24 protein-coding genes are annotated in these 25,899 nt (G+C 50.1%); 21 read left to right on the top strand and 3 right to left on the bottom strand.

Going from position 1 to position 25,899, the window contains the following annotated elements; genetic code table 11:
* Positions 1-314: 314 nt before the first annotated feature.
* The 3 genes from QZ375_RS09930 to QZ375_RS09920 are packed head-to-tail and all read left to right on the top strand — an operon-like array spanning position 315 to position 2,231.
* A complete protein-coding gene (locus QZ375_RS09930) occupies positions 315-1,109 on the top strand; it encodes an MBL fold metallo-hydrolase (RefSeq protein ID WP_295218531.1) in 795 nt (264 codons plus the stop codon).
* Positions 1,109-1,588: a 23S rRNA (pseudouridine(1915)-N(3))-methyltransferase RlmH gene (locus QZ375_RS09925; protein WP_295218528.1), complete on the top strand. Its 480-nt coding sequence runs from the start codon at positions 1,109-1,111 to the stop codon at positions 1,586-1,588. Before QZ375_RS09930 ends, QZ375_RS09925 begins: the two co-directional genes overlap by 1 nt.
* 16 nt (positions 1,589-1,604) lie before the next feature.
* Positions 1,605-2,231, top strand: coding sequence for a TIGR04100 family radical SAM protein (locus QZ375_RS09920; RefSeq protein ID WP_295218526.1), 627 nt, complete (start codon positions 1,605-1,607; stop codon positions 2,229-2,231).
* Between the two features lie 522 nt (positions 2,232-2,753).
* On the opposite strand, the gene QZ375_RS09915 is transcribed toward QZ375_RS09920, so the two are convergent.
* Both QZ375_RS09915 and QZ375_RS09910 read right to left on the bottom strand, forming a co-directional pair.
* Complete coding sequence (locus QZ375_RS09915) at positions 2,754-2,948, bottom strand: hypothetical protein (protein WP_295218524.1); 195 nt, start codon at positions 2,946-2,948, stop codon at positions 2,754-2,756.
* Positions 2,949-2,972: 24 nt separating this feature from the next.
* A complete protein-coding gene (locus tag QZ375_RS09910) occupies positions 2,973-5,132 on the bottom strand; it encodes a Tex family protein (protein ID WP_295218521.1) in 2,160 nt (719 codons plus the stop codon).
* A gap of 220 nt (positions 5,133-5,352) precedes the next feature.
* Between QZ375_RS09910 and QZ375_RS09905 the strand changes: the two genes are divergently transcribed.
* From QZ375_RS09905 to QZ375_RS09825, 17 genes are all read left to right on the top strand, one after another.
* Positions 5,353-6,138: a sugar transferase gene (locus tag QZ375_RS09905; protein ID WP_295218518.1), complete on the top strand. Its 786-nt coding sequence runs from the start codon at positions 5,353-5,355 to the stop codon at positions 6,136-6,138.
* A gap of 303 nt (positions 6,139-6,441) precedes the next feature.
* Positions 6,442-7,359, top strand: a complete 918-nt coding sequence (locus QZ375_RS09900) for a helix-turn-helix domain-containing protein (RefSeq protein WP_295218516.1) — start codon at positions 6,442-6,444, stop codon at positions 7,357-7,359.
* Between the two features lie 452 nt (positions 7,360-7,811).
* On the top strand, positions 7,812-8,144 hold the full coding sequence (locus QZ375_RS09895; protein ID WP_295218514.1) for a metalloregulator ArsR/SmtB family transcription factor: 333 nt from the start codon (positions 7,812-7,814) through the stop codon (positions 8,142-8,144).
* Positions 8,145-8,434: 290 nt separating this feature from the next.
* The gene (locus tag QZ375_RS09890; protein WP_295218511.1) at positions 8,435-8,605 is read left to right on the top strand and encodes a 4Fe-4S binding protein; all 171 of its coding nucleotides are present in this window, start codon (positions 8,435-8,437) and stop codon (positions 8,603-8,605) included.
* A 142-nt stretch (positions 8,606-8,747) separates the two neighbouring features.
* Positions 8,748-9,371 (top strand): DUF4352 domain-containing protein, encoded by a 624-nt coding sequence (locus QZ375_RS09885; RefSeq protein ID WP_295218508.1) that lies wholly within the window; start codon positions 8,748-8,750, stop codon positions 9,369-9,371.
* 327 nt (positions 9,372-9,698) lie between these two features.
* A complete protein-coding gene (locus QZ375_RS09880) occupies positions 9,699-9,938 on the top strand; it encodes a hypothetical protein (protein WP_295218506.1) in 240 nt (79 codons plus the stop codon).
* The gene (locus tag QZ375_RS09875; RefSeq protein ID WP_295218503.1) at positions 9,935-10,210 is read left to right on the top strand and encodes a sigma-70 family RNA polymerase sigma factor; all 276 of its coding nucleotides are present in this window, start codon (positions 9,935-9,937) and stop codon (positions 10,208-10,210) included. Before QZ375_RS09880 ends, QZ375_RS09875 begins: the two co-directional genes overlap by 4 nt.
* 40 nt (positions 10,211-10,250) lie before the next feature.
* Complete coding sequence (locus QZ375_RS09870) at positions 10,251-11,579, top strand: aminotransferase class V-fold PLP-dependent enzyme (protein WP_295218500.1); 1,329 nt, start codon at positions 10,251-10,253, stop codon at positions 11,577-11,579.
* Positions 11,580-11,656: 77 nt separating this feature from the next.
* Positions 11,657-12,622, top strand: a complete 966-nt coding sequence (locus tag QZ375_RS09865) for a DNA polymerase III subunit (RefSeq protein ID WP_295218498.1) — start codon at positions 11,657-11,659, stop codon at positions 12,620-12,622.
* A gap of 227 nt (positions 12,623-12,849) precedes the next feature.
* On the top strand, positions 12,850-13,716 hold the full coding sequence (locus QZ375_RS09860; protein WP_295218496.1) for a stage 0 sporulation family protein: 867 nt from the start codon (positions 12,850-12,852) through the stop codon (positions 13,714-13,716).
* Between the two features lie 38 nt (positions 13,717-13,754).
* Entirely contained in the window at positions 13,755-14,603 is an 849-nt protein-coding gene (locus QZ375_RS09855) for an N-acetylmuramoyl-L-alanine amidase (RefSeq protein ID WP_295218493.1), read from the top strand.
* Positions 14,569-15,201, top strand: a complete 633-nt coding sequence (locus QZ375_RS09850; protein WP_295218491.1) for an epoxyqueuosine reductase QueH — start codon at positions 14,569-14,571, stop codon at positions 15,199-15,201. Before QZ375_RS09855 ends, QZ375_RS09850 begins: the two co-directional genes overlap by 35 nt.
* A 372-nt stretch (positions 15,202-15,573) precedes the next feature.
* Positions 15,574-17,520 (top strand): threonine--tRNA ligase, encoded by a 1,947-nt coding sequence (gene thrS, locus QZ375_RS09845; RefSeq protein WP_295218489.1) that lies wholly within the window; start codon positions 15,574-15,576, stop codon positions 17,518-17,520.
* Between the two features lie 374 nt (positions 17,521-17,894).
* Complete coding sequence (locus QZ375_RS09840; RefSeq protein WP_295218487.1) at positions 17,895-19,067, top strand: CPBP family glutamic-type intramembrane protease; 1,173 nt, start codon at positions 17,895-17,897, stop codon at positions 19,065-19,067.
* On the top strand, positions 19,068-19,571 hold the full coding sequence (tadA, locus tag QZ375_RS09835; RefSeq protein ID WP_295218484.1) for a tRNA adenosine(34) deaminase TadA: 504 nt from the start codon (positions 19,068-19,070) through the stop codon (positions 19,569-19,571). It begins immediately after the preceding gene.
* Between the two features lie 78 nt (positions 19,572-19,649).
* A complete protein-coding gene (locus tag QZ375_RS09830) occupies positions 19,650-22,436 on the top strand; it encodes a glycoside hydrolase family 3 C-terminal domain-containing protein (RefSeq protein WP_295218481.1) in 2,787 nt (928 codons plus the stop codon).
* A 514-nt stretch (positions 22,437-22,950) separates the two neighbouring features.
* Positions 22,951-23,190 (top strand): hypothetical protein, encoded by a 240-nt coding sequence (locus QZ375_RS09825; RefSeq protein ID WP_295218478.1) that lies wholly within the window; start codon positions 22,951-22,953, stop codon positions 23,188-23,190.
* A gap of 55 nt (positions 23,191-23,245) precedes the next feature.
* On the opposite strand, the gene QZ375_RS09820 is transcribed toward QZ375_RS09825, so the two are convergent.
* Positions 23,246-23,785 carry a stage V sporulation T C-terminal domain-containing protein gene (locus QZ375_RS09820; RefSeq protein WP_295218476.1) on the bottom strand — a complete coding sequence of 180 codons (540 nt, stop codon included), beginning with the start codon at positions 23,783-23,785 and terminating at the stop codon, positions 23,246-23,248.
* 274 nt (positions 23,786-24,059) lie between these two features.
* Here QZ375_RS09820 and QZ375_RS09815 point away from each other — a divergent pair.
* A partial coding sequence (locus QZ375_RS09815; protein ID WP_295218473.1) for a leucine-rich repeat domain-containing protein occupies positions 24,060-25,899 on the top strand: 1,840 nt, incomplete at its 3' end.

Genomic DNA, 25,899 nt, shown 5'->3' with positions numbered 1-25,899 from the left:
TCCCTGGACTCTGCCAGGGCTTCCGCAGCCCTGGACCTGCGCCAGCTGTGCTCAGCTGGACCAGCAGAATGGGCAGCCATTCTGAAAAAGGTTTTCATACGATTCTTTATTTTTGTTTTTATACTATTCTCATTTGAAAATCATGATAAAAAATCATGATTTTCATAGCCGCCATAGGCGGCGTATGAGAATGCATGAGACGGATTTTATGCCGTTTTACGGCATAAAATGGCGAGTGCGTTAGCACACGCTCTCTATCAAACTATTTCAATAGTTTGATAGAGAATTAGTATTACACGGCAGGAGGTTCTGTTTTGTCGAAATTTTATTCTCTTTTCAGTTCCAGCAAGGGCAATGCGTCCTTTGTGGGCAGTCCGTCCGGCGGTGTGCTGGTGGATGCCGGCGTGTCCTGCCGGAAGCTGACGCAGTCCTTACAAGCTCATGAGATTCCTATCGAAGCGGTGCAGGGAATCTTTATTACCCACAGTCACAGCGATCACATTGCCGGGCTGCGTGTATTTCTGGGAAAGCATAACATTCCCGTTTACGCCACGGCGGAAACATTGGCGGAAATTCAGGATACTGTTGCGCTGCCGGACAGCATCATGCTGTATGAGATACAGCCGGCAGAGACTGTACATACCGGGGACATTGCCGTGACGGCATTCTCTACCATGCACGATGCGCCCGGCAGCTGCGGTTATCGCTTCGATATGCCGGACGGACAGAGCTGCGCTGTCTGTACAGACCTGGGCTGCGTGACACCGGAGGTGGAACAGGCAGTGTTGGGGACAGATCTGGTGTTGTTGGAGGCAAACTATGATCCCCAGATGCTGCGCACGGGACCGTATCCCTATTATTTGCAGCAGCGTATCCGGGGACAATATGGGCATCTGTCCAACAGCGACAGCGCCGGATTGGCAGAACAGCTGGTGCAAAGCGGCACGACACGGATTGTACTGGGGCATCTCAGCGAAAATAATAACACCATGCCCCTGGCACAGGAGACGGTATTGTCCCATTTGCAGGAACAGGGCATGTGCCCGAACCGGGATTTTTTGTTGCAGGTATCTGCACCCTGCGGTCTGGAACAGGCGGTGATTTTCTGATGCAGACCATACAGATCTTAGCACTGGGCAAGTGCAAGGAATCCTATCTGCGGGAGGCTTGCCGGGAATATGAAAAGCGGTTGTCCCGATTCTGTCAGCTGCAAATTGTGGAGCTGGAGCCGGTATCCCTGCCCCAGGATCCCTCTGACCGGGAAATTGCACAAGCACTAGAAAAGGAGGGTGCGGAGCTGCTGAAACGTGCCCGTGGGTTCTGCGTTGCTATGTGCATTGAGGGAAAACAGCTGGACAGTCCGGCATTGGCGGCGAAGATCGCAGATGCTGCCTGCGGCGTTGACAATGGCGCAGTGACCTTTTTTATCGGCAGTTCTTACGGATTGGCATCGGCGGTAAAACAGCGTGCACAGCTGCGGCTGTCCATGTCGGCAATGACTTTTCCCCATCAGCTGGCAAGGGTCATGCTTCTGGAGCAGATCTATCGCAGTTACCAGATCTTGAACGGAACCAAATATCATAAATAATCGGGAGTGATCTTTCATGCAGAAAGCAATGACCATTGCCTATGAAGTAGGCGAAAACCTCTATTTGAATATTACAAATCACTGTCCCTGTGCATGTACATTCTGCATCCGTACCATGAGCGACGGTGCATATGGCTCGGATCCCTTGTGGCTGGAGCACGAGCCATCGCTGGAGGAGATACGGACAGCGCTGGATGCGTTCGATGTGGCAAAGTACAAGGAAGTGGTGTTCTGCGGCTTTGGCGAGCCTACTGAGCGGCTGGAGGTAATGCGGGAGACAGCACGTTATCTGAAAGCACGTGGGGTGAAATGTATCCGTTTGAACACCAATGGACTGTCGGATCTGATTCATGGCAGATCTACGGCGGCAGATCTGGAAGGGGTAGTGGATGTTGTTTCCATTAGCCTGAATGCTGGAACGGAGGAGGCATATCTGGATGTGACACGCCCGAAATTCGGGGCAGAAGCATTCCCGGCGATGCAGCGGTTTGCAGAGGATTGTAAGGCATATGTGCCTCAGGTGATGCTGACGGTAGTGGATGTGTTAGAGCCGTCGGAACTGGCAGCGGCAAAACGGCTTGCGGAACAGTTGGGAATCCGGCTGCGGATCCGGAAGTTTGACAATGCAGCCACCCGGCGGTGAATAAAAAATAAAACGGACGAACATACGCTGAACTGCGGTTATGTTCGTCCGTTTTTCAGTAAAAAAGCAAGGCAATACACACAAGTACGGCATCGCCGCAGGCGGCAATGAAGCTTTTTGATCCAGCAATTTCTCGAAAATGCTGGTGGGGTCAAGGGGGCAAAGCCCCTTGCCGCTGCCCGCAGGCAGCGAAATACCCCGGCGCATCATCTGCGCCACGGAGAAAAGGGGTGAGAAAAGCGACAGCTTTTCGAGGGGGGAGCGAACAAGACCGCTTCCCCCTTGTTACCCTTTGCAGTAAGTGAAATTTTGAAAACGTCCCAGTGGGACGTTTTCAATGAGAATAACTTTTATCCGTTGCAAACATCCCACCGGGATGTTTGCAAGGTTTTACTGATTGAAAAAAGGTTTCACAAGGAGGGGCGGTCTTGTTCGCCGCCTAACAGGCGCCCGTCCCCTCTGCCCTTCGGGCATCTCCCCACCCCGTGGGGAGTCACCCCTCGAAAAAGCTGTCGCTTTTTCTCACCACCCTCTCCCCGGCGCAAAAGTATGCGCCAGGGTGTTTCGCCGCCTGAGGGCGGCGACCAGGGACGCTGTTCCTGGACTCTGCCAGGGCTTCCGCAGCCCTGGATCTGCGCCAGCCCGATGCCCAGCGGAAATGGCATCGGCAGACTCGCCCAAGGATGGCGAGCCAGCTGTGCTCAGCTGGACCAGCATGATGAGCAGCCTTTTACTTCGCCGTTACGCTTTCGGCTTCTTCATGGTCAGAGAAATACGTTTCCGCTTTAAATCTACATCCAGCACCCAGACCTGTACTACATCGCCGACTTTTACGACTTCCAGGGGATGCTTGATATACCGGTCGCAGATCTGGGAAATATGCACTAGTCCGTCCTCATGGACACCGATGTCCACAAAACAACCGAAGTCAATGACGTTCCGAACTGTTCCCGTCAGTTCCATGCCCGGTTTCAGGTCTTTCAGTTCCATGATGTCACCGCTGCGCATCAGAGGCGGCGGCAGTTCATCTCTGGGGTCGCGCCCCGGCTTTGCCAGTTCCTTGACAATATCCGTCACTGTGGGAACGCCAACGCCTGCCTTTTCTGCAATGGCAGCAATGCCGTGCTTCTGGGCAATGGCTGTGATCTCACTGCGGCTCTGCCCGGATATGTCCGCCAGCTGGAATCCACATTCTTTTAGAATTGTCTCAGCTGCATTGTAACTTTCCGGATGTACTGCCGTGTTGTCCAGGGGATTTTTTGCGCCGGGTACACGGAGAAATCCGGCGCACTGCTCAAATGCCTTCGGCCCTAGCTTTGCCACTTTTTTTAGCTGTTTCCGATCTGTAAATGCACCATTTTCCGTGCGGTATGCCACGATATTTTTTGCAATGGTTTGATTGATGCCAGCAATGTGGGAAAGCAGGGAGAAGGATGCTGTGTTCAGATCAACGCCCACGTGATTCACACAGTCCTCTACCACGCCGTCCAGTGCCGCTGTCAGCTCCGCTTTGGGCATGTCGTGCTGATATTGTCCTACGCCGATTGCCTGGGGGTCGATCTTTACCAGCTCCGCCAGCGGATCTTGAAGCCGCCGTGCAATGGAAACGGCGCTGCGCAGAGAAACGTCATATTCCGGGAATTCCTCAGCTGCCAGCTTGGATGCCGAATAGACAGACGCACCGGCTTCAGAAACCACCATGTATGCCGCTTTATGGGGGAGCTCTTTCAGTAGGCCTGCCACAACTGCTTCTGCCTCACGGGAGGCGGTACCGTTTCCGATGGCAACAGCAGTGACATGATGCTTTATCATCATCTGGCGCATCGTCTCTTTGCCCTGTTCCAATTTTCTGCCCTCACCGATGGTAATGTAGGCAACGCCAGTGTCCAGGACTTTTCCGGTTTCGTCCACTACGGCAAGTTTGCAGCCGGTGCGGTATCCCGGATCGACACCCAGAACAGTGCGGTTTTTCAGCGGTGCTGCCATGAGCAGCTGACGCAGGTTGGAGGCGAATACCTGAATGGCAGAAGCTGCCGCCTGTTCTGTCAGCGCCTTGCGTACCTCACGCTCCACAGCCGGGAACAGCAGCCGTTGAAAGGCATCCTCTGCCGCTGTCTGCACCAGAATACCGCAGGGACTTTGATTCTTCACAAATTTGTGCACTACAATAGACGGCCCATGTCCTTCCGGCAACACCAGGGAAACCTTCAGTGCATTTTCTCGCTCGCCCCGATCCAGTGCCAGCACACGGTGACCGGCAATACGCTTTACCGGTTCCTGATAGTCGTAATAATTCTGATAGGGCGTTTCCGCCTCCGGGTCGGCGGCACGGGAACAAATTGTGCCGGACAGCATGGTGAACCGGCGCATCTGCTTGCGCAGGTCGGCATCGTTTGCCATTTCCTCTGCCAGGATATCCATGGCACCCTGAAGTGCGGCGGCTGTGTCAGGAACTTCCTTTTCCGGGTCAACAAATGATGCCGCTTCGCTGTCCGGGTTCGTCCGGGGATCCTGCTGCATCAGGATACGTGCCAGCGGTTCCAGTCCACGGGCAATTGCCGCAGAGGCTCTTGTCTTTCGCTTGGGTCGATAGGGCAGATAGAGATCCTCTGTTTCTACCAGAGTTTCCGCAGCATGGATCTTCTCGGACAGCTCTGGGGTAAGCTTTCCCTGAGCATCAATGGCAGAGAGGATCTCTTCTTTGCGCTGTTCCAGCTTCCGGAGATATTGCAGGCGTGTATCAATGGCACGGAGCACCTGGTCATCTAGTGAGCCTGTGGCTTCTTTCCGGTATCGTGCAATAAAGGGAATGGTTTTTCCGTCGTCCAGCAGGGCGATGGTGTGGTCGATCTGTTCTTGCCGCAGCTGAAATTCTGCGGCGAGTGTCTGGTTGATATTCAAATTCTATTACGCTCCATTCTGTAGGGATATGTCCTATTCTACCAGAAATCAGTGCAAATTGCAAGAAAATTTTTGTTGTGATTTAGAGTGGGGAATAATGGTATCGTCTGAAAAATACTGCTCACAGCAAAATATTTACATTTCCGAATTGACAAAATACGCCATATATAGTATAATAAAAATCGTATATCATTTGGGTGAAAGTGAGAAGTGGGAAATCATGAGAACAAAGGTAGGTTTGACAGAGGAACAGGTTACGGAACTCACCCTTTCCTCCATGAAAAACAATCCTGATGGCATCACAGAATATCCGATCCTGGAATTTGACCAGCGTGCGCTGGGGCTGCTCTCTGACGGTGTGGCGGAAACGCTGCGGCACAGCGAAACAAAACCAGCAGGCGGATTGCTTTATCGGGCAGTGAAACGTGGCTTTGATATGCTGGCATCTGTTCTAGCACTGCTGATCCTGTGCATCCCCATGGGAATCGTGGCGCTTGTGATCTATTTGCAGGATAAGGGCTCGCCGATCTTCTCTCAGGCGAGACTGACGGAAAACGGCAAGGTGTTTCGTATGTATAAGTTTCGTTCCATGTGTGTGGACGCAGAGGCAAAATTTGCGGAGGTACAGAAAGAAAATGAAACGGACGGTCTGGCATTCAAGAGTGAAAATGACCCCCGTATCACCAAGATCGGGCATTTTATCCGCAAGACATCCATTGACGAATTGCCTCAGTTGTGGAATGTCCTGAAAGGAGATATGTCCCTCATTGGTCCTCGTCCTCCCCTTCCCCGTGAGGTGGTGCTGTACACGCCCCACCAGATGGAACGGCTTATGGTAAAGGGCGGTTTGTCCTGTATTTGCCAGGTAGAGGGCAGAAGCGACATGGAATTTGACAAATGGGTGGAATCAGACATTGAATATGTGAAGACACGCAGCCTGGGACTGGATATCAAGCTGCTGTTCAAAACAGTGGGCGTGGTGATCTTGAAAAAAGGCGCACGGTAACTTGAGGCAATACCGTACAAAGAGCGCCTGATGGTTTTGCCTTGAATCAATCGGGCAGTCCTGTAAAAAGGGCTGCCTTTTTTGCAGCCATGAAAAAACACGCAAAATCGGGAATGCAACTGAAACTTGACATAAAAATATTCCGGAGCAACATGAAATTGGTGGTGTTGACAAGAGAGACATGGTATATTAGGGACAGGGTCAATGCTTGTTTGGACGGCATCGTGATTGTCTTTGCAGACGTGCCACATATATTTCTGAAAACAAAATTGATCTGACAAAACATTTTTGGAGGTATGCAATATGCAGACGGGAAATAACATTCAAATCTACAGAAAACGTATGGGAAAGACGCAGGAGGAATTTGCAGAGCAAATGGGTGTGTCCCGGCAGACGGTGTCCAAGTGGGAGTCCGATGGGTGTTATCCAGAGATGGAAAAGCTTTTGATGATGTGTGAACTGTTCGGCTGTGATCTGGACACACTGGTGCGTGGAGATGCAGCAGAGACCATGAAAGAGGACAGCGCTGGCTATGATGCCCATATGAACCAGTTTGTTCGGCAGATCTGCACGGGAACGGTATTAGTGCTCTGTGGTGTGGCAGCTATGCTTGCACTGACAGGGTTTGGCGTATCTGAAGCTCTTGCCGCTATTGCGCTGTTTGGATGTATTATTATTGCAGTGGGCTTTTTCGTTGTAGGTGGCATCCGGCATGACAGCTTTGTCAAAAAGCACCCTAGGATCCAGGCATTTTATACCGATGCACAGAAAGATTCTTATGAGAAAAAATTTCCGGTGCTTCTGGTGGCAGGAATTATCCTGGTACTGCTAGGCGTGGTGTTTCTCATGGGGATGACTGCGCTGTTCGGCGAAGCACGGTTGGATCAGGATGAACAATTGCAGAGTCTACTGATGGCAGGCTTTTTTGTATTTCTTATTGCGGCTGCACCGATTCTGATCTACGCCGGGATGCAGAAGAGTAAGTACGACCTGGACAGCTATAACCGGGACAATGCTCCGCACAAAACACCGGCGCAGAAACGTGTCTCGGCTGCCTGTTCCTGCGTGATGCTGGCGGCAACAGCAGTGTTTCTGGTCTGGGGATTGGTGTTCCATGGATGGCATATCTGCTGGATTGTCTATGTGATAGGCGGTCTTCTCTGCGGTATTTTTTCTGTTTTAGGTGAATCCAAAAAATCGGATGAGTCTGATGAAACGTAAGGCAACACCGCACAAAGATCGCCTGACGGCTTTGCATGGTATTGCCTTAAACTGGATTACACATCAGCCTTCAGGCTTTTGAATGAGTAGATCTTTTATGTAAAATGAAAATGCTTTGTTATTAAGTTGCGGCAATAAGCGATTTTTACGAGTGAAACCAGCTCTATCAAAAGTGCGGAAAAGGGGTGGAAGGGTGAAGGGAAAGAGAGTGCAGAGGGAAAACCGTGAGGGGAGCGGGGAAAATCCGCACTTTTGCTACGATTTTCTTTTTTCCCCGCTCCCCTTAGGTTGTCCCTTTGCGCCCCTTGTGTCAAGTGAAGGACTTAGAAAAAGTAATAGTTTGTTTACAAGCCGAAATACCTGCATCAGCCTTGACTCTGCCTTGACAAATTCGGAAAAATGTCGTATGATAACATAGAACGTTATGCGATACACTTGGCAAGGGAGGATCTATGTATACCGATTACAAAGAACATAAGCCGGCGGAACTGCCGGAGCAGATGCCGCCGGAGTCGGTTTTGTCAGATGCGGCAGAATTGTTTAAGATCTTCGGCGATCTCACACGGGTGCGGATCATTTTTGTACTGTTCCGCCATGAAGAATGCGTTCGGGACATTGCTCAGAAGCTGGATATGACCCAGTCTGCCATCTCCCACCAGCTCCGGATCCTGAAACAGTCCCGGCTCGTCACCAGCCGCCGGGAAGGGAAAACGATTTTTTATTCCCTGGCAGATTCACATATTTCCTCTATTTTTGGACAGGCGCTGGAACATATTCAGGAATAAGAGCCTGTTTAGTATCTTGTTGTGCATGGATTTTTGAGTGAATTTTCGCTGATTTCAAGGCGAAAATTCGCAGGCGGGCTGTCGCCCGGCAAGAATTTTTAACGCAGAAAGCAGTAAAATTCACCGAAAAGACATGTGCGAAAAGATGCTGAACAGGCTCTAAGGACACTTTGTCAAAAACTTTTTGAGAAACCAGTGAAAACCACTTGCTTTTTTCTCAGAAATCTGTTATAATGAGGTGTAGCAGAACAGGAATGTCCTGCGGATTCAGACACGGAGGTGAATTCCAAATGGCATATAAAATTACAGACGCATGTATCAGCTGTGGTACTTGCCAGGGCGCATGTCCGGTAGACGCAATTTCTGAGGGCGCTGACAAGTATGAGATCGCAGAAGATACCTGCATCTCCTGCGGTTCCTGTGCTTCGGAATGTCCGGTAAGTGCAATTGAAGCTGACTAAGATTCAAAGGCTGTCCCGCTCCGGCATTGAGTCGGACACGGGGCAGTTTTTTCTATATTTGAACCTGTGCCGATAAAAATATTTGTACAGATTCTAAATCGGGCAAGGCTGTCTGGACAGAGGAAAGGAATGTGAAAATTACATGAAAAAGACATTGGGGAGAATGCTTAGCTTGCTCATGGGCGGTGTGCTGCTGCTTACGGCGGCTGGCTGCGGTAAAAAAGAAAAAGGCAGTGTGCGTGATGTCAACGATGGCGCTGCGGAAACTACAGCGACTACAAAAGAACCTCGTAAGGTAGACGTACAGACTGGTGAGGTGGGAGCAGAAGTCAGCGTTCAGGATGTCTATGTCACGGTGGACAAGGCATATCTGCCGTCTTATACATTTACGGATAACGACCAGGATATCGGCATCATTTTCTTCCAGATCACGATCCGGAATGAATCAGATCGCGCTATCTCTGCAAATATGCTGTCCCGTTCTTATGCCATTGAAACAGACGGGGAATCTTATCCCGGCGTTACTGTGCGCAGCAGTCGGTTTATTTATAGACAGTTCGGTGAAGGTACAGAGGACTTTTCTGACCCAATCGAAATCGGTGAAACACGTCAGGGCTATATTTGTCTGGAAGTGCCGGCGGATTTCCAGGTGGCAACGCTCATGTATTTTCCCGGTGCAGGTGTGCTGGACTGGTCAGAAGCGTATACGTTTGAGTTCCCCAGAGCGGAAATGGAACCGGCACCCGACCCGGTCATGCCGTTCTGATTTTGTGTGATTAAGAACTTGTTCTCATAGGATTCGCTGCACGTCTTTTCGGCAAATTTTGCCGATTTCTGCGTTGAAAAAACTCACCATACGACAGTATGCTTTCGTTTTTTCGCCTTGCCCTCGGCAAAATTTTGCTCGAAAACCCGCACACCGCTCCTATGAGAACAAGTTCTAAGACTGCTGCAAGACCTTTCTGTTTCTTGCAGCAGCTATTTTATAACAAAAATTCTGTTTTTCAGAACAAGCACTTGACTTTTTCAAAACTCCCTGGTACAATCCGGTTTGAAAAGAACCCAAAATATGTATTCCGGAAAGGGGAAGTCTATGGAAGCAATTCTATGTAACTATCGTACCAGTCTAAGTCTTTTGAAAAGCAGGATCGAAGAACTGCGGCAGAAAATGAAAGATCCTCAGCTTTCACCGTTGGAAGTCCAGTCACTGGAAGCACGGCGGCGACTGCTCAGCGAAGAAGCCCATGAGATCGAACAGGTGATAGGGACGATTCTGCCCTATGTGGATGCCGGGTCTGCGGCAGAACAGGCAGGTGACTGTTTTTGCGCATGACGAGAGAAGTGTGGGAAACGCTGCTGTTTCCTGTGGATTCGCAAGTGGAACGCCAGGAGAAAAAACGGTTTGCTTGTCATATTGCAAAAAATATTATTGAAAATGAACTTTCTGCGAGACAAAAGCAGATTCTTGTGTTATACTATAAAGAGAGCAAAACCATGCCGGAGATCGCACATGCCCTAGGAGTAAATGTTTCTACCGTTTCCCGAACCCATCGCCGTGCCTGTGATTCCATTCGCAGCCGGCTCAGGGCGTATGATCTGTTTTGAACGGCATGGAGGATCAAGTCATTCGGAGGTAAAACCACTGATGAAAACACCAGTCTACGACTTTTTAACACAATATGCAGCACAAGATCCAGTACGGATGCACATGCCCGGACACAAGGGGCGGTTGGGTGCGCCGATGCTCCAGCAGGCAGCAGAACTGGATCTGACAGAGATCTCCGATGCGGACAGTCTTTTTGAAGCATCGGGAATCCTGGCAGAAAGTGAGGCAAATGCGGCATCGCTCTATGGAACAGCATATACGTTTTATTCCTGTGCCGGTTCTACCCTTTGTATCCAGACGATGCTGCTGCTCATGAAACAGGAGGGCAGGGCAGTGATCGCAGCACGGAATGTGCATCGGGCGTTTTTGAATGCCTGTGTATTGCTGGATCTGACAGTGCAATGGGTCTATCCCAGAGAGAGCGACGGCATTTTGTCGGGTACATATGCGCCTGAAGATTTCGAGGCAGTGCTGGAGCAGCTTCACCGCCCGGCGTGTATTTATGTGACTTCGCCGGATTATCTGGGGCATATGGCGGATATTGCAGCCTTGGCGGAGGTTTGCCGAAAATACCATGCCAAGCTTTTGGTGGATAATGCCCATGGTGCCCATCTGGCGTTTTTGCCGTGGCAGTGCCACCCTATTCAGCTGGGTGCAGACTACTGCTGCGATTCGGCGCATAAAATGCTGTCGGGGCTGACAGGAACGGCATATCTTCATGTGCGCAGCGATATTGACACCGATGCCCAGCGAGTGCGTGATGCTATGGCAATGTTTGCATCCACCAGTCCGTCCTACCTCATGTTGGCGTCTCTGGATTGGTGTAACCGGGAACTGGCCTCGCCCTTGTTTCGGGAGCAGCTGTCGGAAGTCATAGAGTATGTTCAGACGCTGAAATGTCATTTTTCGCCCCGCTATGTGTTCGTGGACGGTGATCCCTTGCATCTGACCATTGATGCAGCAGCAAGCGGATGCACTGGAACGGAACTAGCAGCGTATTTGAAAGAAAATGGCATTATTGCAGAATATGCGGATTTGTATCACGTGGTGCTGCTTTGTTCAGCTGGAAGTACGAAGGAAGATTTTTGTCGGCTTCAGCAGGCATTGGAGCAGTTTACGCCGAAACAGCCGCCTGTGACGGAAAAATACGCTCTGCCGCATCCGGAAATTGTCTGCGGCATCCGGGAGGCTGCCCTGGCGCCCCAGGAGACAATTCCCGTGGAGGAAAGTTTCAGCAGGATCTGCGCTGCGGTAAAGGTACCCTGTCCGCCAGCTGTTCCCATTGTACTCAGTGGCGAACGGATCGACCAAAATTGCATTTCTGTGTGCAAAGGGTATGGCATTTCTGAGATAAATGTGGTACAATAAAATGAAGAGAATGCACAATTCATAATTTGGGCATCGCCTGCGGCGGTGGATTTGAAAAGTGGGAGAATATAGAAATCATGTTTTATGGAAATAAACCTGTGTTGGAGACCCTGCACGGGATGCTGCGGCAGGATCGTGCCGCTCATGGTTTTCTCTTTTATGGAGAAGCCGGACTGGGGAAAAAGACCCTTGCAAAGCAGTTTATGGCGGAAATGCTCTGCACCGGAACGGATAAGCCTTGTGGTCAATGCAAATCCTGCCGGATGCTGGCGGATGGGGTACACCCTGATGTTCGTTATGCGGAGCATACGGGAAAACGAGGCGGTTTTTCGGTGGAGACAGTACGAGAGATCGGCATGGATCTGGTTTCGCCGCCCAATGAGGGAAAGGCAAAATTTTATCTCTTCTGCGACTGCGATAATATGGATGCACGTTCCCAGAATCTGTTGCTGAAAGCGGTGGAAGAACCGCCGGAATATGTGTATTTCATCTTCACAGCAGCCGCACCCACTGTGCTTCTGCCGACGGTACGCTCCCGGATCATTTCTCTGGCAGTGACACCGGTGACGGAGCAGCAGTGTTTCCAGGCGCTGACAGAGCGTGGATATGCTCCGGAAGCGTGTCAGGAAGCACTGGATGCGTTTCACGGCAATATCGGACAATGTCTGAATTTTCTGGAAAAAGAGGAAATTCGCGGCATCGTTGGATTGACAAAATCCGCAATCAATAGTATAATAAATAGGAACGAATATGCGCTGCTTCAGGCGGCGGCGTCTCTGGGGAAAGAACGAGAACCGGCGATGCTGTTTTTGACGCTGTTTGACCGGACTCTCCGGGATGCCATGGCACTAAAATATGATGCCGGTGCGGCTTGTATTGGCTGCGATGCTGCTGGTGCAGCAAGGCTTTCGGAGCGGCTTTCCACAGCTGCCGCACAGACAATGCATCTGGCGGTGGACAAGGCATATGCGGCGTTGGAAGCGAATGTGAATCTTCCGCTGGCGCTGTCGGCACTTTGTGCATCTTGTATGGATGCCGGGTGAGCATTTGCATACGGAAACACAGGCGGAGAATCTTTGTCTTTGCATTGTATTTCTTTTTGTGTATTTTGAAATGCGGCGGGAGCAAGCCCCGCCCTACACCAGGCTGTATGATTCCCCAATGATATAAAAAAGAAATGAATGTAGGGCGGGGGCTTGCTCCCGCCGCAGTAACAGCAATGCCAGAGTATCAAACAAGATATCAATTGATGCAATAGAAAGGACAATCTATGATTGAAATTATCGGTGTCCGCTTCAAGGATAACGGCAAGATCTACTATTTTTCCCCTGACGGCAATCAGGTGAAGGCAGGGGATCTGGTCATCACCGAAACGGCACGGGGTACGGAATGCGGCGAGGTCGCCATTCCAAATAAAAAAATTCCAAAAACAGAAGTGACATCTCCTCTCAAGTCCATCATCCGGGTGGCGAATCGGGATGACCGGCGAACACTGGAGCTGAACCGCAAGCGGGAGGCAAAGGCGTTTCAGGTCTGTCAGCAGAAGATCGCCCTTCGAGGACTAAAAATGAATTTGGTAGATGTGGAATGCACCTTTGATTACAGCAAGCTGCTCTTCTACTTTACCGCAGACAACCGGGTGGATTTCCGGGAGCTGGTCAAGGATCTGGCTGCCATCTTCCGCACTCGTATTGAACTGCGGCAGATCGGTGTCCGAGATAAGGCGAAGATCCTGGGCGGCTTGGGCATCTGCGGCAGAGAATTCTGCTGCAAGGGTCATTTGCAGGATTTTCAGCCGGTCTCCATCCGCATGGCAAAGGAGCAGGGACTGTCTCTGAATCCGTCAAAGATCTCCGGCTGTTGCGGCAGACTCATGTGCTGCTTGAAATATGAGCAGAATGTCTACGAAGAACTTTTGCGCATTACCCCAAAGGTAGGCGCACTTGTGGCAATGGTAGACGGGACTCACGCAAAGGTCTGCGAGATCAATCCTCTTACCGGTGACTTGAAGGTCATGCCGGATAAGTCAGATGTGCCGGTAAAGGTCAACCGCAAGGATATCACGGTGCTCCGAGACGGCAAAATCAAGGTGAATCAGGCAGAGCGCAAAGCGCTCAAAGCCCTGGAAGATCAATAAATAATACAGTTCTTTCTCATGAATTGGAGGTAATTATCATGCAATCTGACAGACAGCCCACATCTCGAAAAAATACACGCCGTGTTCGGTATGACCGGCTCCTTGCCGTGCTGCTGATTCTGATCCTGTTGATCGTGCTGCTTGTGAAATGTTGTTCCAGCTGTTCCAGTAATAAGAAAAAGAAACAGGGTGAGGCAACAACTCCCACAACTGCGGCGACAGAGCCTACGACAGAGGGACAGGACTATTCCAATGTGGTGTACCTCAGCCCGTCTAATCAGGCAGACAACGAATTCACCGTGGGTGACACCAACGAAGCCGCAGAGTGCCGTCTGATTGCCCAAAAGACGGCGGCAATCCTGGAACAGTCCGGTCTGACAGTGATCATTGCCGGTGAAACGGATAGCCTGGAGAATAAGACTGCCATGGGTGACAATGGTCTTGCCGCCTATGTGGCAATCCATACGAATGCTGGTACTGGCGTGGGCACAGACTGTTTCTACAACAGCGCATCCGAAGCAAGCAAGGCACTGGCACAGGCAGTGTATGATCCAGTGGCAGCTTTGACACCCACTTCTGACCGGGGTCTGATGGATGGTTCTCAGAATGGTTCCGATTCCTATCAGTATGAGATCGGCGCAAACAAGAGCCCGTGCTGTCTCATCGAAGTGGAATTCCATGACGGCCCCAATGTGGCACAGTGGATTCTGGACAATGAGGACAACATTGCCACTGCTATTGCCACTGGTATTTGCAATTATCTCCAAGTGACACCGGCAGGCGGTACTGTTAGCGGTACATCTGCTGTGGACGGTGATGCAGCTGCGGCTGAAACAACAACGGTTTCTCAGAATGCCATCCAAGATCAATTATCAGCTGGAAACTGACCGGATCCTGGCGCAGCTGCCGGAGGAACGTGTGCCTGTGCTGTTTCTCCACGCCTGCTGTGCGCCGTGCAGCAGCTATGTACTGGAATATCTGAGCCGGTATTTTGCCATTACTTTGTTTTTCTACAATCCGAACATTGCGCCGGAGGAGGAATATTTTCACCGGAAAGCAGAACTGAAACGACTAGTGCAGGAGATGCCTTTGGAGCATCCGGTGAAGATCGTGGACGGGGATTATTTCCCGGAACGGTTTTATGTGCTGGCGAAAGGGCTGGAACATGAACCGGAACGAGGTCTGCGCTGTCAGAAGTGTATTGCACATCGATTGGAAGAAACGTTTCGGGCGGCATTGGGTGAAATGCCAGATTTTGTGTGTACGACGCTGACGATCAGTCCCCATAAGGATGCACCGTTTATTAATGAAACCGGCAGGACTCTGGCGGAGCAGTATGGTATCCCCTGGCTGTTTTCGGATTTCAAGAAAAAAGGCGGCTATCAGCGATCTATCGTGCTGTCACGGGAATATGATCTGTATCGGCAGAATTTCTGCGGATGTGTATACAGCAAACAGAATAGGGAAATGGCTTCAACTGAGTGAGATTACCGCACGCCGTACAAATCCTGGAGCAAATTTTCGTGAAAATTGCCTGTTGACACAGCCAGGATTCTATGCTATACTAATGCTTACAAAAGCGTTGACGAGAACCGCACATTCCAACGATATCCTTTTTCCAGAGAACTGCTGTCACCGGCTGAGAACAGCGGCAAAGGGAGCGGCGTGTGCATACCATTCTCTGAGCCTGCCCAATCCGCAGCGGTTTGTCCCCGTTATCCGACACCACGAGGTGCACATTTTCGTAATGCGCATGAACAAGGGTGGAACCACGAGAAATAGATTTTCATCGTCCCTTGCACAGTCCTTCCGCTGTGTGAGGGACTTCGTATTTTTTTTGATGAAAGGAAGATTCACATGATTCAACTGACACTGAAAGACGGCAGTATTCGGGAGCTGGAAGCACCCCAGGCTGCGGCAGAGGTCATCAAGGGCATCGGTATGGGGCTGTATAAGGCATCCTGCTGCGTCAAGATCGACGGCGAGGTCTGCGATCTGCGTACTGTGATCGATCATAACTGCACTTTTGAAGTAATGACCTTTGACAGCGAAGAGGGTAAAAAAACCTTCTGGCATACGGCTTCTCACGTGCTGGCACAGGCAGTAAAGCACCTGTATCCGGAGGCAAAGCTTGCTATTGGTCCGGCAATCGATGAGGGCTTTTACTATGACTTCGATCTGGAGCACCCGTTCACGCAGGACGAGCTTACTAAGATTGAAGCGGAAATGAAGAAGATCGTCAAGGCAAATGAGTCTCTGGAGCAGTTTTATCTGTCCCCGGAGGAGGCAATTGCAAAGCTGAAAGAAATGGACGAGCCGTACAAGGTGGAACTGTGCGAGGAGCACGCCGAAAAGGGCGAGCCGATTTCCTTCTATAAGCAGGGTGATTTCACGGATCTGTGTGCCGGCCCGCATTTGATGTCTACAGGTACGATCAAGGCGTTCAAGCTGCTGTCCTGCACTGGTGCATACTGGAGAGGTTCCGAAAAAAACAAGATGTTGTCACGTGTCTATGCTGTAGCATTCCCTAAGGCTGCTATGCTGGAAGAACACCTGAACAAGCTGGAAGAGGCAAAGAAGCGTGATCATAACAAGCTGGGTCGGGAACTGGAATATTTCACCACAGTCGATACCATCGGTCAGGGTCTGCCTGTCCTGCTGCCCAAGGGCGCAAGAGTCATTCAGCTGCTCCAGCGTTGGGTCGAAGATACAGAGCAGAAGCACGGCTATCTGCTGACGAAGACACCGCTGTTTGCAAAGCGGGAATTCTACAAGATCTCTGGTCACTGGGATCACTATCTGGACGGCATGTTTATTCTGGGTGATCCCTATGATGAGACAAAGGAATGCTTCGCCCTGCGTCCTATGACATGTCCTTTCCAGTATCAGGTATTCCTGAACCGCCAGCGCTCCTATCGTGACCTGCCCATGCGTCTGGGCGAGACTTCCACCCTGTTCCGGAAAGAGGACTCCGGCGAAATGCACGGTCTGATCCGTGTGCGCCAGTTCACCATCTCTGAGGGACATCTGGTGCTCCGTCCGGATCAGCTGGAAGAAGAATTTAAGGGCTGTCTGGAACTGGCGAAGTATATGCTGGATACGGTTGGTATGCTGGAGGACTGCACATTCCGGTTCTCTCAGTGGGATCCGGCAAACCCCAACAACAAGTATGAGGGTACCGCAGAGCAGTGGGAAGAAGCACAGCGTGTTATGGGTCAGATCCTGGATCATCTGGGCGTTAACTATACCATTGGTATTGATGAAGCAGCATTTTATGGTCCGAAGCTGGACATTCAGTATAAGAATGTATTTGGCAAGGAGGACACCATTGTTACCATCCAGATCGACATGCTTCTGGCAGAACGCTTTGGTATGTATTATAAGGACAAGGACGGTCAGAAGAAGCTGCCGTATATCATTCACCGTACATCGCTTGGCTGTTATGAGCGTACATTGGCATATATGATCGAGCATTTTGCTGGTGCATTGCCTCTGTGGCTGGCACCGGAACAGGTTCGTCTGGTGCCTATTGCAGACCGTCATCTGGACTTTGCTTATGAAGTTAAGGCACAGCTGGAGGCTGCTGGCCTGCGTGTGGAAGTGGACAGCCGTGCGGAAAAGGTCGGTTATAAGATTCGCCAGGCAACACTGGAAAAAGTGCCGTATATGCTGACCATCGGTGATAAGGAATGCGAGGAAAAGACTGTTGCTGTTCGTATGCGTACCGGTGAGGACTGCGGCAGTATGAGCGTTGCTGACCTGGTGGCAAGACTGACAGAAGAGGTAGAAACCAAGAAGAAGTAAGAATCTCTGAATCTTCGAAAAAGAGAAACGATGCAGACTGTGCACAAGTGCAGCTGCATCGTTTTTTTGATGACAAGTCACCCAAAAAGAGACAGATGTGTCTTGCGAAAAAAGGATTTAGAATGGCGGAAATGAAATAAAACATAATGATTTTATTTATATATAAATGCAAAATAAAAGGTTTAAAAAGTGAGACGATATTATTTTTACTTCAATAAACTACCGTGAATTGGCATGTGTTATAATAGAAAAAAGTGCTGTACGACTTTTGTACAGCGTGATCAATGAAAAAATGAGAGATCCGGTAATGGGGCTGCCACAATGACGGCTGATTTTATCGAAAAAATGGATGACGCTTGGGGGAGCGTGATGCAATGAAAAAAATAGACAGAAAGAATTCAGAGACGCAGAAGCCGGATACAGTGGATGTAGTTGCAGATTCCAACTACAACACGGTTTCCGAGGAATATAACCAGTTGTTCCGTACTTGGCGGAATGATGAAACAAATGAATATGCCTTTCGCTGTCAGAAAAGGGAAAAAGAAGCGACCTATGTAGAAGGAAAGGGTTACCACGACATAGATCCGGCAGTGGAGGAACGTAATACCATGCTCCGTATCAATGTGGTGCTGGGGATGGCAATGCTGTATTATTTGCTGATCGAAAATTTGCTGACTGCTGTTCTCATGGGTGTGGCGCAGCTCATGGGATTAGATGTGGGGTATTGTTATAGTGACGGCACTGTGTATGGCAACCAGACGGCAGTGCTGATCATCCTCATGCTGAAAACCCTGCTGAAATATTTGGTACCCCTATTGATCTTCCGGTTTTCTTTTCGGATGCCTCGTCGGGTGGCGTACCGCTTGAAACCGGAGGAATCCCGGGAGATCCCGGCGTCTTTGGCGGTGACGCTGGTGGTGTTTGTAGTGACCAATATCTGGCTGCTATTTTCTTCGGCAAATCTTCTGAGTCTCAGCACTTTGGGTGATGCATATTATGCAGTTTCTTATATGCGCCCTGCATATCAGGCGATTTATCTGATATTTGAGCTGTTTATGGTGAGTATTCTAAAGGAAGTGGTGTTTCATGGAGAAATGCTCCATGTATTGCGCCAGTTCGGAGACTGGTATGCGGTTATTCTAACTGCAATCTTAACTGCTTGTGCCACACACAGTTATGTGACGCTGCTCATGGAGCTGACCATGTCCATTGTAACTGGAATCGCAGTGCTGCGAAGCAGTTCGCTGCTGCCGAGTATTTTGGATCAACTGGTATACCATGTGCTGTTGTTTACGCTTTTTTACCTGGAGATCTCTCCAAATCGTATTTTGCATACATACCGTCCACTGATGATGTGTGTTGTGCTTCTGGCAGGAGTGATCCTTTGCTTCACGGTGATTCGCCCCACGGAAAAAAGTCCTGCGCTTTTGCCCCAGAAACATTATCTTTCTGGCCGGGAGCGAATTCAGACGCTGCTGCGTTTTGGCCCGCTGACCATTATTTTCTGTCTGTGCGTCATTTTGATGGTAATCGAGGTGGTATTCTAAGTGACAGATTTTGTACCGGAACAACAATATATGGAGCGAGCACTGGAGCTTGCAGCTTTGGCAGCGTCCATGGGTGAAGTGCCTGTGGGTGCTGTTGTTGTACACAAGCCTACGGGGCGCATTGTAGGAGAAGGATACAATCGGCGTGAGGCAGACCGTTCGCCCTTGGCACATGCGGAAATTATGGCGATTCAGGAGGCAAGCCGCACCCTTGGGGGATGGCGGCTGGTGGACAGTGCACTTTATGTCACGCTGGAACCGTGTCCTATGTGCGCTGGCGCTATATTACATGCCCGTTTGGATCAAGTGGTGTTTGGCACACGTGATCCAAAGGGCGGCGCCGTACGGTCTGTACAGGAGCTGTTTGCCCTGCCCTATAACTGGAAACCGGAGGTGCTGGAGGGACTGATGCAGGAGGCGTGTGCACAGGTGCTCCGAGACTTTTTTCGGGAACTGCGGACGAGGAAACGAGAGAAACGCAGTGAACTTCATGATGCGCTCTGAATCGAAAAAATGGGGTGTGCAAATCTGACAGGCGGTCTTTTTACGGCGTTGCCTGAAATACAACTCAAGGAGAATACGATGACATATCCATTTCAGAATACAGCTCTTCCCATGGAAGAACGTGTCCGGGATCTGCTGTCCCGGCTGACCATTGCAGAAAAAATTTATTTGCTTTCCACCCACCAGATGCCAGTGGAACGGTTGGGCGTGGGCGAGTGGTACATCGGCACTGAGGTGGCACGGGGATATGTTTCCAGAGAACCGGGAGAATATTCTACCGTGTTCCCCCAGCCCATTGGTCTGGCGTCAACCTTTGATCCGAATCTGATGGAACAGCTGGGGGAGATCGCCGGGGAAGAAGCACGTTATTTTCATCGGAAAGATCCCAAGAGTCATCTTATGCTCTGGGGTCCGACAGTTGACCCGGAGCGTGACCCCAGATGGGGACGCACCGAAGAGGGCTATGGTGAAGATCCCTTTCTCATCGGTGAAATGACCACGGCATATACTCAGGGCATGGCTGGCAACGATCCGGTGTACCGCCGGACGATTCCTACCCTCAAACATTTCTGCGCAAACAATAACGAAAAGCAGCGGGATCGCTGTTCTTCCAATGTGATGCCTCGTACCCTTCACGAATACTATTATCGTGCCTTTGAAGCGTCTATCGTTCGGGGCGGTGCTGGTTCTATGATGACTGCCTATAACGAACTGAACGGCGTTCCTGCGTGTATGAATCCGGATCTGAAAACCGTGGTGAAAGATCAGTGGAAATTGGGATTTGTGGTAACAGACGGCGCAGATTTTTCTCAGAATGTCCTGGCACATCGTTCTCACGCTACCCATGCTGAAGCGCTGGCAGCCTGTCTCAGAAACGGCAATGACATTATGACTGATGATGCAGAAATGGTTGCCGCTGCTGCCAGAGATGCCCTGGATCGTGGGCTGATTAACGAAGCGGATATTGACCGTGCTGTGGGAAATTCCATGTTGGGTCGGTTTCGGTTGGGAGAATTCGATGGGGACAAGTGCCCCTATAATACAGAACCGGCAGAAACGGATACGATGATTCACCGTGCAGTGAATCGCTGTGCAGCTATGGAGCAGATGTGCCTGCTGCATAACGACGGTATTCTGCCTCTGGATCTGAAACCTGATGCAAAGGTCGCTGTGATTGGTCCTTTGGGTGCGGAGAATTATCGGGACTGGTATACAGGTACGGCATCCTATGCAGTGCATATTGTAGATGCGCTCCGGGAACGTCTGGGCGCAGAACAGGTGCTCTTTGATGACGGCTATGATATTGTGGGCGTGCAGTCTCTACAGAATGGAAAATTTCTCTCTGTGGCAGAGGACGGCACCATCTGTGCCAATGGGGAGCGGATGGGAGAACGGGAACGGTTCCGGTATCACGACTGGGATTTCGGCAGCGTGAATCTGCGTGCCTGCTGCAATGATCGCTATGTCATTGAGGATGGTATTTATCGTGCCGCAAGTGAAACACCCTATGAGTGGTTTATCAAGGAATGGCTGCGCCCGGAACCTTACGGCGATGCGATACGGTTTCGCAGCTGGCACGATATTCCCATGGACGTGGCTGTCCGGGCAGATGGCACGCTGGGCGCAGTGAGATCCGGTCGTCCGGCGGCAGACCGGCTGTTTCGGATCGTAACAGCAGAGGATGGTGCAGCACGTGCGGCTGCACTGGCAAAAGCGGCAGATGTGGTGATCCTTTGTCTGGGTAACCATCCTATGCAGGTGGCACGGGAGTGCTATGACCGTCCCGATCTGGAGTTGCCGGCACATCAGAAGAAACTGCTCCGTGCTGTACAGGCGGCAAATCCCAACACTGTGCTCACCGTGGTTTCCAGCTATCCTTATGCCCTGGGCGAAGCGCAGTCCCTTTTGCCGGCGATCTTGTATACTACGCACGCCGGAGCAGAGCTGGGTAATGCAGTGGCGGATACGCTTCTTGGAAAAAATAATCCGGCGGCACGCTGTCCGATCACTTGGTATAAAACGGCGCAGGATCTGCCCGATATTATGGAATATGACATTATTGACGCTGAACGTACTTATTTATATGACACGGCAGAACCTCTATATCCCTTTGGCCATGGGCTGTCCTATTCCACATTTGCATACCATGATCTGACCGCAGAGGTGAAGCCGGAGGGTGTATTGCTTCGGCTGATGGTGGAAAATACCTCGGAGCGGGACGGCGATGAGGTAGTGCAGCTGTATTTCCGTGCGCTCACATCCCGCATGAAGCGTCCGAACCGGCAGTTGTGTGGGTTTCAGCGTGTGCCGGTGCCTGCTGGGACGGCTGTGCCGGTGACTATTTTTGTGCCCTGGTATGCTTTGGAATGCTATGATGTGACACGAGAAAAAATGATCGTGGAGCAGGGACGATATCGCTTCTTTGCCGGTGCGTCGTCAGCAGATATCCGGCTGGAGACTGAGGTGGATATTCCGGGAGAAAGCATTCCGCCCAGAGGTCTGTCTCAGCCGGTTCTGGTGAAAAATTATGACAGCAAGGCTGGTATGATGACACAGCTGACATTTTCCATGCAGGAAAATGATTGGTACGGCTGCACCAATGATTGGGGTGGTTCTTTTACCTTTGCAGATGCGATGTTTGCAGGCTACACCAAGGCAGAATTATGGGCAGCTGCCCCTTGCGGCAAAGCAACTGTGATGTTGTATGCTGGCGAGGAGGAACTGGGTAAGACGGAGATTCTGCCTGCACGTTGTATGGATGATTTTCAGGTGTATTCCATTTTGCTGAAGCCATTTTCCGGACAGGCAGATCTGCGCCTGGAGATAAAGGGTATGGCTTGCTTGTATCGGATACAGTTGGGGTAAAGTATAGGGATTCTAAGAAGAGTATCCTGTGTGCTACGACAGAAAAATTGACAATTATTGACAATTATAGATTTATGTGATACACTGTATTTATTGTCGGCTTCTTCCGCAAGGAGGGAGGTGACCGTATGGAATACATATTCTCTTTTGTTGTCGGTGTCATGGCACGTGTAGTTGGTTACTGCATTTGCAAGTGGTTAGACAATCGACATAAGTCCGACAAGTAGCCCACTGTATCTTATCTTTTTGAATAAGGCAAAAGCCCCGGAGTTGCAGCTCCGGGGCTTTTGTTTTTTGTGTGTCCGTATGGACATACTCTCTTTTGTGATTAATTTTATTATACCATGTGACATCTGTTTTGTCAAGGATAAATTTTGCACAAAAACAATCATCAAAAAATTTGTGAAAAAACGCCTTTGCAGTTTCCGGCGAAAGTTTGCTATAATTATATATAGATGCAGGAATATTCCCTGCGGTCTGAAAAGCAATTTTCTGAAAACGGAGGTATTTACACATGAAACGGATACAATCAGCGTGCATTTGTCAGACACTGCATTTTATGCTGAAAGACGGCGAAGAACACAACTATGCAGCCGAAAAAGTAAAGGAAGAGGTGGAACACTACAAGGCTTCCATGGAACGCAGCCGGACACAGTACCGCATTCTGGAGGAAATGGTACAACCGGATGATTCCATTATTCTGAAAATCGTCAAGCAGTACAATCAGAGTCCAGTGGGCAATTACTTGGATTGATTTTCGATAATATGCACAAACAAAACGGGCAGATTTTGGTCTGCCCGTTTTGTGTTTATCCTTCCAGCTGGCGACCCAGAAACTGTGACGCCGCCTGGATCAGGCTCTTCTGGCTTTCATTCAGCCCTGCGCCATCGCCGTTGTCCAGAAATGCCACTGCACCGGTGACATCTCCTGCGGCAATAATAGGCATACATGCTGTGGCGCCTTTATCCATGCCTTCCGCCGGGATCAGCTCTGGCTGACCGGATTCAGAAAAATACTGGCGGCGGTTTTCCATGAGTTCTTCCAGTTCGGGAGAAACACGTCTGGCGTTCCATTCCTTTTTGGCTGCGCCGGATACGGAAACTACGTGATCCCGATCGAACACTGCTACCGGACAACCGGCGAGTTTGTGCATGATATCTGCCACCTGTGCGGCATTTTCGCTCATTTCGCCGATGGGGGAATATTTCTTAAAAATGACCTCTCCGTCACTGCTGGTGTAGATTTCCAGTGGGTCACCCTCCCGGATCCGCATGGTGCGGCGGATTTCCTTCGGAATGACAACACGTCCGAGATCATCAATACGTCTGACGATTCCTGTTGCTTTCATCTATGTGATCCTCCTGTTCATTTTTTCTGGTGCGTCGCAGAAAATGGTTTCTGCGATGGTGCTGATATTGTCTGCAAAATCGGCAGAAATATACACTGAGGGAAATTTTCATGAAAAGGCAATGTGGTGTTGCCTAAGATGCAATAAGAAAAAATTGATTTGTGTGGTTTTTCTGCAAAATAGTTGAAATGTATTTGGCTTTGTGATATAATGGGAAAAACAACATATTATTTCAGGAAACAAAGATATGCGTATTTTTTGAGAGGTGCATAGTATGAAATTTTGGAGACAGGTTTTGGCGGCGGTTTCTGCCGCAATCGTGGGCTTTTCTGGTTTGCAGCTGCCTTTGGCTGGTGGGAATTTGCTGTGCGTCAGTGCGGACGAGCTGACAGATGGTCTGATATTTACCGTTAGCGGCGGCGAGGCAACAGTCACTGACTGTACGTCAACAGCGTCTGAAATTGTGATCCCATCTGAGTATGAGGGATATCCTGTGACAGCCATCGGGGAGAAAGTATTTTATGACTGCGACACCCTGGTATCCGTGACCATTCCCCAGGGCGTGACCACACTGGGGGATTATGCCTTTGGATACTGCGACAATCTGACGACTATTTATATGCCTGTAAGCGTAACGAGCTGGGGCTATGGCGTGTCCTATGACTGTTTGAGTCTGAGCGATGTGTATTATGAGGGAACATCTACTGAATGGGAAAACATTGACCAGGGCGAGGCAAATGGTTATTTGCTGAATATAGCTACGACACATTATAATTATGTGTATCCAGATGGTACTGGTACGTCGAGTGGCTTGACATTTACCGTCAGCGGCGGCGAGGCAACACTCACTGACTGTACGTCAACAGCGTCTGAGATCGTGATCCCGTCTGAGTATGAGGGATATCCTGTGACAGCTATCGGGGAGAATGCGTTCTATGACTGCGACACCCTGGTATCTGTGACCATTCCTCAGGGCGTGACCACACTGGGGGATTATGCCTTTGGATACTGCGACAATCTGACGACTATTTATATGCCTGTAAGCGTAACGAGCTGGGGCTATGGCGTATCCTATGACTGTTTGAGTCTGAGCGATGTGTATTATGAGGGAACATTCACTGAGTGGGAGAACATCGACCAGGGCGAGGCAAACGGTTATTTACAGAATATAGCCACGAAGCATTATAATGCTTATGATACTGCGGGAACACAGAGCGTCTGGTCTCTCGGAAAAATGACCGTACGGCCGGAGGACGGCATGGAAGAAGATCTGAATTTTGATATCTGTATCAAGAATGCCATGGATTCTTATGGGATTCAGGGTGCGATCTGGCTGCCGGAAATTACGGCAAGACTGCTGTACTGGCCCTATATGGCGGACAGTGCACTTGTCGGTGATGTCTATAACAGTGCACGGTTGACAGCGAATATGAACAAAGTCTTGTACAACGAAGGCAACGAGATCTACTTTGCACTGGATTCCTCTTCCCTTATGACACCGGAGACAGATTCCGGCGTGCTGATGCAGCTTACGTTTTCTGTGCCGGATGAGGAGACTGTAGTCGCTCTGGCAGAGGAGTATGGTCTGGAATTGGAAACGGATGAATACGGTACGTATTACTACGAATTCCCAGTGTGCTGGATGGAAAATGGCTATGATGAGGCGATCTCGGACGGCGAGATCATTGAACTTCCCCACTATGCTTATGTCAACAGCGACAATCAGGATGTCTTTTCGGACAATGTGGTCTTAGAGGACGGCTATATCCGTGTGGAAATGCCGCTTTATGAGGAGACGACCGAAACCACTACAGTGGAAACAACAACTACTACCACAACCTCTAATTGGGTGACAACACCGACCAGCTATACAACTACTGATTGGATGACAACGCCGACCACTTACACCACCACGACAGATTGGATGACAACGCCAACCACTTATACCACTACGACAGATTGGATGACAACGCCGACCACCTACACCACCACGACAGATTGGATGACAACGCCAACCACCTATACCACTACGACAGATTGGATGACAACGCCAACCACCTACACCACCACGACAGATTGGATGACAACGCCGACCACTTACACCACTACGACAG

Source organism: Ruminococcus sp. (assembly GCF_019417665.1).
In the GTDB taxonomy this organism is placed as follows: domain Bacteria; phylum Bacillota; class Clostridia; order Oscillospirales; family Ruminococcaceae; genus Ruminococcus_C.
The sequence above is the reverse complement of the archived record's forward strand: the minus strand, read 5'-3'. Positions and strand labels throughout refer to the sequence as shown.